We start from the raw sequence: 12,125 nt of genomic DNA on the forward strand, positions 1-12,125 counted from the left end.
GGTCAGTTCTCGTCGGCGGGGCGCTTGTCCACTTCGGCGTCGCCGCCGGTGGCGCCGTCGGGGCCGGTGGTCGCGGCCGCGCCGGTGGCGAGGACCGCCTCGGTGTTGCCGGCCGGCCCGGCCGGGTCGGGCTCGACCGGGTGGCCGCCGGCGGCGGCCTCCAGCGCCCGATCCTCGGGGGTGTCCGGTGGCAGCACGCCGGTCTTCCGGTACGCCTCGAACCTCGGCTCGCTGACCAACTGGTAGCCCTTGGGCGCCCGCCGCGGGGACTCCTCGGCCGGCTCGGCGACCTGGCCGTCCTCGGTGCGGACCTCGCCCGCCAAGGTCTCGGCGCCCGCCTCGGGGGCGGTCTCCGGCGCGTCGTCCGGCACCACGTACGCCCGGGGGCCGCGGACGATCACGAAGTAGGCCAGCGCGGCCACGAACACGATCCCGGCGGTGAACACGTTGAGCCGGATGCCGAAGATGTGGTTGGCGTCGTCGATGCGCAGCATCTCGATCCAGAACCGGCCGGCGGTGTACGCCATCACGTACAGCGCGAACGCCCGGCCCCGCCCGAACTTGTACTTACGGTCCAGCGCCCAGACCAGCCCCGCCACGCCCAGGTCCCACACCAGCTCGTACAGGAAGGTCGGCTGGTAGAGCCCCGCCTTGGTGACCGGCTGGCCGTCGATGGTCAGCGCGTGCCCCGGGTTGTTCGAATCCATGTCGTGCACCCGCAGGCCCCACGGCAGCGTGGTGGCCTTGCCGTACAACTCGTTGTTGAACCAGTTGCCGAGCCGGCCGATCCCCTGCGCCACCGGCAGGCCCACCGCGAGCGAATCGGCGACCAGGCTGAACGGCAGCCGCAGCTGACGGGCGCCGATGTACGCGCCGAGCGCGCCGAACGCCACGGCGCCCCAGATGCCCAGGCCGCCCTTCCAGATGTAGAGCGCGTCGATCGGGTGGCCGCCGGAGCCGAAGTAGTCCTGCGGCGAGGTGATCAGGTGATAGATGCGGGCGCCGATGATGCCGAACGGCACCGCCCAGACCGCGATGTCGAGCGAGGCCCAGGGCGCGACGCCGCGGCTGCGCATCCGCTGTTCCATGATCAGGACAGCGGCGACGATGCCCACGACGATGCAGAGCGCATACGCCCGGATGGGCAGGCCGAGCAGGTGCCAGACGGACGTCGTCGGGCTGGGGATGGCGGCAACTATCACGGGTGCACACGCTACCGCCGCCGCGCTCGCGGGGAAGTACCAGGGCACGTCTACTTTTGCGCCCTCTTTACTTTTCCGGCCGGCCTTACTTCTCGGGCCGGCGTACGCCCTCGGCCAACTCCCCGCTGAGCGCGCGCAGCCGGGCCAGGCCGGTCGGCCGGTCGGTCGCCTCCAGCACGCAGCGGATCAGCGCGCTGCCCACGATCACGCCGTCGGCGAACCCGGCCACCTCGGCGGCCTGCTTGCCGTTGCCGACGCCCAGGCCGACCCCGACCGGCATCTCCGGGTCGGCGTGCCGCACCCGGGCGACCAGGTCCGGGGCCTGCCGCGACACCGAGGTGCGGGCGCCGGTGACGCCCATCAGCGCGGTGGCGTAGACGAATCCCCGGCAGTTCGCCACGGTCATCGCGATCCGCTCGTCGGTCGAGGACGGCGAGACCAGGAAGGTCCGATCAAGGCTCTGCTCGTCCGCCGCGGCGATCCACTCCGCCGCCTCGTCCGGGATCAGGTCGGGCGTGATCATTCCGGTGGCGCCGGCCGCGGCCAGGTCGCGGGCGAACGCGTTCACCCCGTACTTCTCGATCGGATTCCAGTAGGTCATCAGGACCACCGGGGCGCCGGCCTTCGCCACCGCCTCGATGATGTGCAGCGTGTCCCGGGTGCGTACGCCGGCGGCCAGGGCGATGTCGCTCGCCTTCTGGATCACCGGGCCGTCCATCACCGGGTCGGAGTAGGGCAGCTCGACCTCGATGACGTCGCAGCCGGCCTCGTGCATGGCGATCATCGAGGCGATGCTGTCCTCGACGGTCGGGAACCCGGCCGGCATGCAGCCCACCAGGACGGCCCGGTTCTCCGCGCGCGCCTTGCGGAAAATGTCCGAGATACTCACTCTTGCTCCCCGGGGACCAGCGTCTCGACCGGGTCGAGGATGCCGAAGTAGGCGCCGGCGGTGTGCACGTCCTTGTCCCCGCGGCCGGACAGGTTGATCACGATCGTCGGCTCCCGCCCGATTTCTGCCGACAATTCCGGAATTATCCGGACTGCTCCGGCGATGGCGTGAGCGCTCTCGATCGCCGGGATGATCCCTTCGGTCCGGCACAGCAACTGGAAGGCTGCCATCGCCTCGGCATCGGTGACCGGCTGATACTCCGCCTGCCCCGTGTCGTGCAGCCACGCGTGTTCCGGCCCCACGCCCGGATAGTCCAGGCCCGCCGAGATCGAGTGCGACTCGACGGTCTGCCCGTCCTCGTCCTGCAGCACGTACGTCCGGGCGCCGTGCAGCACCCCGGACGAGCCGCCGGTGATCGACGCCGCGTGCCGCCCGGTCTCGACGCCCTCGCCGCCGGCCTCGAAGCCGTACAGCCGCACCTCCTCGTCGGGCACGAAGGCGTGGAAGATGCCGATCGCGTTCGAGCCGCCGCCGACACAGGCCGCCACCGCGTCGGGCAGGCGGCCCAGCTGGTCGAGGCACTGGGCCCGGGCCTCCACCCCGATCCCGCCCACGAAATCGCGGACGATCTCCGGGAACGGGTGCGGGCCGGCCGCCGTGCCGAGCAGGTAGTGCGTGGTGTCGACGCTGGCCACCCAGTCGCGCAGGGCCTCGTTGAGGGCGTCCTTGAGGGTGCGGGAGCCGTTCGTCACCGGGATCACGGTGGCGCCGAGCATCCGCATCCGGGCGACGTTGAGCGCCTGCCGCTCGGTGTCCATCTCGCCCATGTAGACCACGCACTCGAGGTCGAGCAGGGCGGCGGCGGTCGCGCTGGCCACGCCGTGCTGCCCGGCGCCGGTCTCGGCGATCACCCGGGGCTTGCCCATCCGCTTGGCCAGCAGGGCCTGGCCCAGCACGTTGCGGACCTTGTGGGCGCCGGTGTGGTTCAGATCTTCCCGCTTGAGGAGGATCTCGGCGCCGACCGCCCGGCTGAGCCGCTCGGCGCGGTAGAGCAGCGAGGGCACCCCGGCGTAGTTCTTGAGGAGATTTCCGAATTCCGCCTGAAATATCGGATCAGTCTTGGCTGTCCGATATGCGTCATCCAGCTCATCGAGCGCCCGGACCAGCGCCTCCGGAACGAACCGGCCGCCGTAGCGGCCGAAATGCCCGGACAGGTCGGGCAGGCTGGGCAGTTCGGGCAGGCTGGGCGCGCTCACCGGACCGGCCTCGGGGTGGCCGGGTGGTTGCCCGCGTTCACCAGCTCGGCGACCGCGTCCCGCGGCGACTTCTGGGTCACCAGACCCTCCCCCACCAGGACGGCGTCGGCGCCGGCCGACGCGTACCGAATCAGGTCGTGCGGCCCGCGCACCCCGGACTCGGCGATCTTCACGACATTGTTCGGCAGGCCCGGGGCGATCCGCTCGAACACCGACCGGTCCACCTCCAGCGTCCGCAGGTCCCGGGCGTTCACCCCGATCACCTTCGCGTTCGCCTCCAGCGCCCGATCGGCCTCTTCCTCGTTGTGCACCTCGACCAGCGCGGTCATGCCCAGCGACTCGATCCGCTCCAGGAGGCCCACCAGAACGTTCTGCTCCAGCGCCGCCACGATCAGCAGGACCAGGTCGGCGCCGTGCGCGCGGGCCTCGTGCACCTGGTACGCCGAGACCACGAAGTCCTTGCGCAGCACCGGGATGCGCACGGAGGCGCGCACCGCGGCCAGGTCGGCCAGCGAGCCACCGAACCAGCGGCCCTCGGTGAGCACGCTGATGCAGCGGGCGCCACCCGCCGCATACTCGCCGGCGAGGTCGGCCGGATCGGGGATGTCGGCCAGCGCGCCCTTGGACGGCGACGACCGCTTCACCTCGGCGATCACCGCCACCCCGGGCTTACGCAACGCCGCGTAGGCGTCGATGGCCGGCGGCGCCGTCGCCGCTGCCTCCCGAACCTGCTCCAGCGGCACCCGCTCCTGCCGGGCCGCCACGTCCTCGCGCACACCGGCGAGAATCTCCTCCAGCACGTTCTGCGGCCCGCCACTGCCCGCTTCCGCCTGCTGATCGGATGTCACGAAATGACTCCCCTCTCCGGGTGTCCTCCGCCCGATGCTAGGAGGTGGCGGTCCCCGGCAAGCCCCCGGGGTATGGCGCGCCTCACGAGGTGGGCTGCGGCATAATGCCGCCTGCTCGACCATCTTGTCAGTTCAGTCACAGGGGTCCCACGGGCCTGCGCTGGGACACCTCATCTGATCGGTGGATACCGAAACCCGTTGACGCCGTCGTCATGACGGTGAAACACGGCCCGGCCATGCTCGGTCCAGGGCACACTTGTTCGCGGAGTAGGCGACCGGTGACCCGAAGGTGACCGAGCAACTGTGATCGACGAGGAGATGACCGTGGCCGATATGAAGCCCGCTCCGGCCCAGCCCGCCGGCCTCGCAGCCGTCTCCCGAGCCGTCGTCGCCACCGCCGCCGATCTGATCAGCAACGTGCAGCGAGTGGTCGTCGGCGAGGAGAACGTCCGCACCGCCCGGGACAACGCCTGGGACGCGATGCTCGCCGACCGAGCCCGCAACCAGGCCCGCGCCGATCTGATCCGCGAGGTCGCCGCGCTGGTCGCTCGTCGCGCGCCGCGCGGCCGCAAGATGACCAAAACACCCCAGGTCGTACGAGGCTGACGCCGTCCCGCCGATCGCGGCCGTCCCGGGGGTTCAGGACCGCTCGGCCAGGTGGCCGATCATCCGCGTGAGCTGCTCCAGGTAGTTGTCCCGGAATTCGGCCGACTCCGGCGACAGCCCGGTGAAGTCCTCGGCGAACTGGGCCAGCACCATCGGCGCCAACGCGGCTCCGAAGAGCGCCAACTGCAAATAGCCCGGGTCGAGGTCGGCCGCGATCTCCCCGGCCGCTTGGCGCCGCCGCAGGTCGTCGACCATCGCCCGCCGATACTCTGTGTCGCCCTCGTCGCGGTGCCCGGCGAGCGCCTGCCAGATCAGCAACCGCACCCAGTGCCGCTGCTCGGCGCTCACTCGCACGAAGCCGGCCACCACCTCGCCCAGCGGCGCGTCCGACGGGTTCAACGCGGCGCTCAACCGCCGCCACCGCTCGATCAGCGCGGTGTGCAGGCCGGCCTTCCCGTCGAAGTAGTACGAGATCAGCTGCTGGTTGACCCCGGCCCGGCGGGCGATCGCGCCGATCCGCGCCCCGGCGAACCCGTGCTCGCCGAACTCGACCAGCGCCGCGTCCAGAATCCGCTCCCGGGTCCGCGTGGGGTCGCGCAGCCGCTCGCCCGCGGACGGCGAACGCCGAGGTCTCCGCTCCTCAGTCACGCGCCTGACCCTATCAATCAAACAATTGGTTGACAGCGTCATTTGCTTGAGTGACAGTGCTGGTATGACAAACCCAAGCGTGACGATCATCGGCGGCGGCGTCGGCGGACTGGCCCTCGCGCACGGCCTGCGGCGCGCGGGCATCCGCGTCGACGTCTACGAGCGCACCTACGAGCGCACCGACTGGCTGCAGGGCTACCGCATCCACATCAGCCCGGCCGGCGCCCGCGCCCTGCACGACTGCCTGCCCCCGCCCAACTGGCAGGAGTTCCGCGCGGCGGCGTCCCCCGGCGGCGGCTTCGGCTTCCTCACCGACCGGGCCACCGACCTGCTCGCCTTCGACGAGTCCGAGATCAACCGGCCGGGCGCGCCGGAGAGCGAGCGGCACTACGGCATCGGCCGCATCCGGCTGCGCGCCGCCCTGCTGTCCGGCCTGGACGACGTCCTGCACCGGGGCAAGACGTTCACCCACTACGACCGCACCGGCGACCGGGTGACCGCCCACTTCACCGACGGCACCACCGCGACCGCCGACCTCCTGATCGGAGCCGACGGCGCGAACTCCGCCGTACGCGCGCAACTACTCCCGCACGCGCAGCGCATCGACACCGGCGTCCTGACGATCGCCGGCCGCAACCCCGACGCGGCGAGCCTGGCCCCCACGCTGACCACCCGGGCGAACATCGTGCTCCCGCGCGCCCGGGGTTCCCTGTTCACCGCGGTCGAGTCCGGCGAGGCCATCTGGGGCTACTCCGACGCCGCCGGGACCTTCCCCACCGACGTGACCGGCTACGACGGCCCGGCGCTACGGGCCCTGGTCCGCTCCCGCATCGACGGCTGGTCCCCCGACTTCCACGCCCTGATCGAGAACAGCGACCCGGCCACCGTCAACGCCTTCCACGTGAAGAGCGCCGGCCCGGTCTCCCCCTGGCCGACGACCTGAGTCACTCTGCTCGGCGACGCCATCCACAACATGACCCCGATGGCCGGCATCGGCGCCAACACGGCCCTGCGCGACGCCGCCGCCCTGACCCGCGAACTGACCGCGGCCGCCGCCCCGGCCGCCCACCCCGGCACGACCGCCACCCGGATCGGCACCACCGCCGGTCGGACCGTCACTACCGCCGCCGCGACCGGCGACGGCACGGCGCTGCTCGCCGCGATCCACCGGTACGAGACGGAGATGCTCGACTACGGCTTCAAGGCCGTCCGTCGCTCCATGCGCAACGCCCGCCAGTCGGCGACGTCGTCCACTCTGGGTCGCGCCTTCTTCCGTACTGCCCTGCGTACGACCGCCGCGATTCCGCCGCTCCGGCGTGCCATGGCCCGCACTCTCGGTCAATGACCGGAAATATCCGGAAAGTACGCTGGTCGGTCACCCGGCCGTCGGGTCGTCGCCCCGGTCCAGGGCGTCCCAGGCGGCCCGGTGGTCGGCCACCACAGTCGAGGACTTGTCTCGTGGCCGGCCGGTCGCCGCGCCACCGGCCCCGGAGCGGGGCAGCGGAACCGGTTTGCGGTCGTAGCGGGCAGACATGCGCGGCCATCGATGACCCTGGCGGGCGGCCGTGACGCCGCTGAGCATGATGATCGCGCCGCCGATGACGCACACCACCGGCCACGCGGTGCCGCCGGTGGCCGCACCCGGGTCCAGGCCGGCTCGCCCGGCGATGGCACCGGCGACGACCCCCACGCCGGCCAGCGACAGCAGCACGCCGACGACGCGGCGCAGCCAGCCGGAGGTGGCCAGGAGGGCACCGGTGCCGGCCAGGGCGACCACGGCCAGTCCGGTCACCCACGGCGCCAGGTCCGTCCCGGTCTTCGCGTCGCGCAGGGCGGACATGCCGGTGCGCGGGGTCAGGTGGACCGACCAGGTGCGGGTGATCGCGTACAGCGCCAGCCCCGCGCCGGCCAGGCAGGCGACCAGCGATAGGAAATAGGAGCGACGGCTCATCGGGCGGCGCGCAAGGTTTCCGCGGAGGCGATCGCGGCCAGCACGGCGGCCGCCTTGTTGCGGGTCTCGGTCTCCTCCGCGGCCGGGTCGGAATCGGCCACGATGCCGGCGCCGGCGCCCACGTAGGCCGTGCCGTCCTTGAGCAGGGCGGTGCGGATCGCGATCGCCATGTCCATGTCGCCGGCGAAGCCGAAGTAGCCGACCGTGCCGCCGTACAGCCCGCGGCGGGTCGGCTCGAGCGACTCGATGATCTCCATGGCGCGGACCTTGGGCGCGCCGGAGAGGGTGCCGGCCGGGAACGTGGCGGCCAGGGCGTCGAAGGCCGTACGGTCGTCGCGCAGCTCGCCGGTGACCGTCGAGACGATGTGCATGACGTGGCTGTAGCGCTCGATCCGGGCGAACTCCGGCACCTCGACCGTGCCCGGCTTGCACACCCGGCCCAGGTCGTTGCGGCCCAGGTCGACCAGCATGACGTGCTCGGAGCGCTCCTTCGGGTCGGCCAGCAGCTCGGCGGCGAGCGCGTTGTCCTGCTCCGGGGTGGCGCCCCGCCAGCGGGTGCCGGCGATCGGGTGCAGCAGCGCCCGGCGTACGCCCGCCTCATCGGGGTTGACCTTGAGGTGCGCTTCCGGGGACGAGCCGACGATATCGAAGTCGTCGAAGCGCAAGAGATACATGTACGGGCTGGGATTGGTCGCCCGCAGCACCCGGTAGACGTCCAGCGAATTCGCGTCGGTGGCCCGCTCGAACCGCTGGGCCACGACGATCTGGAAGCACTCGCCGGCCCGGATCGCCTCCTTGGCCTCCTCGACCGCCTTCTGATACTCCCCCGGGGCGGTGCGGCTGACCGGTTCGGCGGCTGGTCGACGCTCCACGGTGGAGATCATCGGCGGGGTGGGGCGGGAGAGCGCGGTGGTCATCGCGTCGAGCCGGCCGACCGCGTTGTGGTACGCCGCGAGCCGAGCCTTCTCGTCCGCCCCCTCGGCGAGCACCGCGTTCGCCACCAGGATCGCCGAGCCGTCGTAGTGGTCGAGCACCACCAGGTCGGTGGCGAGCATCATGCCGAGCTCGGGCAGGGCCAGATCGTCCTCGGCGGTGGCCGGCAGCCGCTCGAAGCGCCGGACCAGGTCATAGCTGAGGTAGCCCACCATGCCGCCGGTCAGCGGGGGCAGGCCGGCCTCGGCCGGCCCGTCGGCGAGGGCGGCCACCGTCTCGCGCAGCGCGGTCACCGGGTCGCCGTCGAGCGGCACGCCGGCCGGGGGCACGCCCAGCCAGGCCGCCTCGCCGTCCCGCTCGACCAGGGTGGCGGCGCTGCGCACGCCGATGAACGAATACCGCGACCAGGCCGCGCCGGACGGGCCCGCGCCCTGCTCGGCCGACTCCAGCAGGAAGGTGCCGGGGCCGCCGGCCAGCTTGGTGTAGACGCCGACCGGGGTCTCACCATCGGCGAGCAGGCGCCGGGTCACCGGGACGACGCGCCGCCGCTGCCGCAGGAAGGTCGCCTCGTCGGGGCTGACCGCACCGCTGGTCACTGCGCCTCCTCAGAAATCGAGACGGGGAGCTCGGTGAAGAAGCAGTCGTGCGCGCCGGTGTGGCAGGCCGCGCCGACCTGCTCGACGGTGACCAGCAGGGCGTCGCCGTCGCAGTCGAGCGCCACAGACCGCACGAACTGGTGGTGGCCGGAGGTGGCGCCCTTCACCCAATACTCCTGGCGGCTGCGCGACCAGTAGGTGGCCCGGCCGGTGGTGAGCGTGCGATGCAGCGCCTCGTCATCCATCCACGCGAGCATGAGCACGTCGCCGGTGCCCTGCTCGCGCACGATCGCCGCGACGAGCCCGTCGGGGGTGCGCTTGAGCCGGGCGGCGATCGCCGGGTCGAGGTCGGTCTTGACTGCCACGCTCCGATTCTCCACCCCCGCCGGAATCGGGGTGGGCACGCCCCGCGGCGCGGCCCACGATCCGGGCACGGGGGATGACCCGGGACGTCCGGGACGGTACCGTCGTGCTGCGCCGCGCCCGGCCCAGGACGCGGTGGCCCGCCCGCCGGACGAGGGTCTGCGCAGCTCACGGGCGCGGGTGGGGCAGCCACGCGACGGGAGTCTTAAGCCCATGGAGCCGACGTCCAGCCCCGACAACGCCCGGTCACCGCGCGGCCTCTCGCGCTTCTGGCCGGTTCATCGGGAGGACGAGGAACCGTCCGCCGAGTCCGGGCCGCACGAAATGACCATCGCTCATCCGGGTGAAACTCAGATGGTGGCGCTCGGTTCGAGACGTGCACCCGATCCCGCGACGGCCGCCGAGGGTGTTCCGACCCCGGTCACGCCGGTCCACGGCACTCCCATTCCGACAAGACCACCTTTCCCGGGTACGCCGGGGGTCGCCTTCGCATCGGCCGCCCGAGGCCCTGACGGTCCCGGCCCGAACGACCCGGGGTCCTCACCGACGTCCGGCGGCCCGGGCGGAAGCCACGGCGGCGGCTCGGGGGGCAGCTTCGGCGGTCTGGGCGGCGGGGGCTTCACCGGCGGGCTCGGACGGGAACTGGCGAACAGCGGGGCCGGGCGAATCGGCGACGGGCTGGGCGGGCCGGGCGCTCAGGGCGGCCCGGGCGGGCCCGGTGCTCAGGGCGGGCCGGGCGGACCCGGCGCTCAGGGCGGGCCGCAGGGGCGTGGCGGGGACGCTTCGGAGGGGCGCGCCAGGGACGGGGCGGATGCCGGGGGCGACGCGCGGCCGACGGCTCGGGAGGGCGATCCCGGTCACTCCGGCGCGTCGGAGACCGGTGAAGACGCAGCTCACGCCGTAGAGTCCTCGCGAACTGACCCGTGGGACCGGGACGCCGGCACGTTCGGCGGCTTCGGGCTCGGCGGGCGCAACGGGCATTTCCTGTTCGGCGGGCGCACCACCCCCGGCGAGCACCGGGCCGGCCTGAACGGCCACAGCGGCCCCGACCTGAACGGGCGGCCGAGCAAACCGGACACCGAGCCGTCTACTGTGGATGACCCGGCCGCGGAGACCACCGGGCCGGCGACGGCCAGCGACGAGAACGGGCGTGACGACATGAACGGACGGGCCGGCGGTCCCGGTTTCCCCGCACCCGGCTTCGCGGCGCCCACCTTCCGGGGGCCCGGCTTCCCGGCGTCCGGCGACACCCGCTCCGAGGACGACGCCGACACCCCGACGCCCGGCCAACTGAGCGGCCGCCCGTGGACCGAGCCGCCGACCGACCCGCGCCGGCCGGCGACCGGCTGGGCGTCCGCGCCGACCTCCACCAACCCGATCGTCACGCCGACCTCGGGCGCGCCGATCTCCGGCCAACCCGTCTCCGGCCAACCCGTCTCCGGCCAACCCGTCTCCGGCCAGCCCACCTCCGGCCAGCCGGTCTCCGGGCAACCCGTGTCGGGGCAGCCGACCTCGGGACAGCCGATCTCCGGACGGCCGGCCTCGGGACAGCCCGTCTCGGGACAGCCGACCTCGGGACAGCCGATCTCCGGACAGCCCGTCTCCGGGCAGCCAATCTCCGGACAGCCGATCTCCGGCCGACCCGCCTCCGGGCAGCCAGTCTCGGGGCAGCCCACCTCCAGCCAGCCCGACTCGGGCCAATCGGTCTCGGGGCAGCCAGTCTCAGGTCGGCCGGTCTCGGGCCAGCCGCTCTCGGCGCAGCCCGTCTCCGGGCAGCCGACCTCGGGGCAGGCCGTCTCCTCCGGTTTCACTCCGGCTTACGGCCAGCCGCCGTCCTATGTGCCGGCCCTGCCCGACCCGACGGCCGGCCCGGTCTCCGGCGTCCCCGCCCCGCGCACGGGCACCACATCGCCACTTGCCCCGACATCAGCGCCCGGCTCGGCTCCGGCGTCCGGCTCGGCTCCCGCGTCTGGCTCCACCCCGGCGTCCGGATCAGGCTTCGCGTCTGGCGCCACCCCCGCGTCCGGGTCGGCCATCGCTTCCGGGTCCACCTCGGCGCCCGGGGCGGCTTCGGCATCCGGGGCCGCGTCGTCGTCCGGGGCGGTCATGGGATCCGGGACCGCATCGGCGTCCGGGGCAGTCCTGGAATCCGGGTCGGCCTTGCGGCCCGGGGCCACCCCGGCGTCCGGGGCGGTCCTCGGATCGGGGGCGACCTTGGCGTCCGTGCCGGTGTCGGGTGTTGTCTCGGCGGGCAGGACGCAGTCGGCCGAGGACGCGCCGCCGCTGGTCACCCCGCCGGGCGAGCCGCAGATCGCCGCGCTCGCGGCCGGCCTGCGCGCCCTGGGCGACGACCTGCGCCCCTGGGACGACGACAACCCGCCGCGGACGCCGGCGCCGCGCCGCTCTGCCAGCCTCGAGGACGCCGAGCCGGCCCGCCGCGGCCGCCGCGCCGCCCCCGATCCCGACGACGAGCAGCCCGCCGCGGAGGCGCTGCGCCCGGGCGACGTCGCGGCCGGGCACATCGCGTTCTGGGACGACGACGCGACCCGGCACTTCCGGGCGGCCTGGCACGAGGTGAAGGCCGAGTTCGTGGACGACCCGGAGCGGGCGCTCACCCGGGCGCACGACCTGCTCACCGACGCGGTCAACGAGCTGACCGAGGCGCTGCTCGCCGAGCGGGACGAGCTGGACCCGCTGCGCGGCACCGCCACCCCGGACACCGAGAGTATGCGGATGGCGATGCGCGGCTACCGGGAGTTCCTCGACCGCATCCTGGCCTTGTAGCACCCCGGCCTCGAAGCGCCCGCCGTCGGCCGACGGCGGGCGCTCTTGT

The 12,125-nt window shown here is 73.2% G+C and carries 12 protein-coding genes; 4 read left to right on the forward strand and 8 right to left on the reverse strand.

The features are described from left to right. Positions 1-2: 2 nt before the first annotated feature. The 4 genes from lgt to trpC form a co-directional block, all read right to left on the reverse strand. Complete coding sequence (gene lgt, locus IH26_RS0129000) at positions 3-1,202, reverse strand: prolipoprotein diacylglyceryl transferase (RefSeq protein ID WP_157437444.1); 1,200 nt, start codon at positions 1,200-1,202, stop codon at positions 3-5. Positions 1,203-1,287: 85 nt separating this feature from the next. Next, the gene (gene trpA / locus IH26_RS0129005) at positions 1,288-2,091 is read right to left on the reverse strand and encodes a tryptophan synthase subunit alpha (RefSeq protein WP_030439418.1); all 804 of its coding nucleotides are present in this window, start codon (positions 2,089-2,091) and stop codon (positions 1,288-1,290) included. Continuing rightward, positions 2,088-3,347 (reverse strand): tryptophan synthase subunit beta, encoded by a 1,260-nt coding sequence (gene trpB, locus IH26_RS0129010; protein WP_051808625.1) that lies wholly within the window; start codon positions 3,345-3,347, stop codon positions 2,088-2,090. Before trpB ends, trpA begins: the two co-directional genes overlap by 4 nt. Then, complete coding sequence (gene trpC, locus IH26_RS0129015; protein WP_030439420.1) at positions 3,344-4,147, reverse strand: indole-3-glycerol phosphate synthase TrpC; 804 nt, start codon at positions 4,145-4,147, stop codon at positions 3,344-3,346. The genes trpB and trpC overlap by 4 nt, the downstream gene beginning before the upstream one ends. A gap of 351 nt (positions 4,148-4,498) precedes the next feature. On the opposite strand from trpC, the gene IH26_RS0129020 reads away from it, so the two are divergent. Continuing rightward, positions 4,499-4,801 carry a hypothetical protein gene (locus IH26_RS0129020; protein WP_425394403.1) on the forward strand — a complete coding sequence of 101 codons (303 nt, stop codon included), beginning with the start codon at positions 4,499-4,501 and terminating at the stop codon, positions 4,799-4,801. Positions 4,802-4,834: 33 nt separating this feature from the next. On the opposite strand, the gene IH26_RS0129025 is transcribed toward IH26_RS0129020, so the two are convergent. Then, on the reverse strand, positions 4,835-5,449 hold the full coding sequence (locus IH26_RS0129025) for a TetR/AcrR family transcriptional regulator (RefSeq protein WP_030439422.1): 615 nt from the start codon (positions 5,447-5,449) through the stop codon (positions 4,835-4,837). Between the two features lie 64 nt (positions 5,450-5,513). Between IH26_RS0129025 and IH26_RS58440 the strand changes: the two genes are divergently transcribed. Both IH26_RS58440 and IH26_RS58445 read left to right on the forward strand, forming a co-directional pair. Continuing rightward, the gene (locus IH26_RS58440) at positions 5,514-6,392 is read left to right on the forward strand and encodes an FAD-dependent oxidoreductase (protein ID WP_157437445.1); all 879 of its coding nucleotides are present in this window, start codon (positions 5,514-5,516) and stop codon (positions 6,390-6,392) included. Positions 6,393-6,398: 6 nt separating this feature from the next. Further along, on the forward strand, positions 6,399-6,794 hold the full coding sequence (locus tag IH26_RS58445; RefSeq protein ID WP_281179798.1) for an FAD-dependent oxidoreductase: 396 nt from the start codon (positions 6,399-6,401) through the stop codon (positions 6,792-6,794). Between the two features lie 30 nt (positions 6,795-6,824). Here the strand turns inward: IH26_RS58445 and IH26_RS0129035 are convergent, their stop codons facing one another. From IH26_RS0129035 to hisI, 3 genes are read right to left on the reverse strand one after another with little or no spacing between them, the layout of a single operon-like run. Then, complete coding sequence (locus IH26_RS0129035) at positions 6,825-7,400, reverse strand: Trp biosynthesis-associated membrane protein (protein ID WP_030439423.1); 576 nt, start codon at positions 7,398-7,400, stop codon at positions 6,825-6,827. Beyond that, positions 7,397-8,929, reverse strand: coding sequence for an anthranilate synthase component I (locus IH26_RS0129040; protein ID WP_030439424.1), 1,533 nt, complete (start codon positions 8,927-8,929; stop codon positions 7,397-7,399). The genes IH26_RS0129035 and IH26_RS0129040 overlap by 4 nt, the downstream gene beginning before the upstream one ends. Further along, on the reverse strand, positions 8,926-9,333 hold the full coding sequence (gene hisI, locus IH26_RS0129045; RefSeq protein WP_051808693.1) for a phosphoribosyl-AMP cyclohydrolase: 408 nt from the start codon (positions 9,331-9,333) through the stop codon (positions 8,926-8,928). The genes IH26_RS0129040 and hisI overlap by 4 nt, the downstream gene beginning before the upstream one ends. A 2,182-nt stretch (positions 9,334-11,515) precedes the next feature. Here hisI and IH26_RS56225 point away from each other — a divergent pair. Then, on the forward strand, positions 11,516-12,076 hold the full coding sequence (locus IH26_RS56225) for a hypothetical protein (protein WP_157437447.1): 561 nt from the start codon (positions 11,516-11,518) through the stop codon (positions 12,074-12,076). The last annotated feature ends 49 nt before the right edge of the window (positions 12,077-12,125 follow it).

It is taken from the genome of Actinoplanes subtropicus (assembly GCF_000721705.1).
GTDB lineage: Bacteria > Actinomycetota > Actinomycetes > Mycobacteriales > Micromonosporaceae > Actinoplanes > Actinoplanes subtropicus.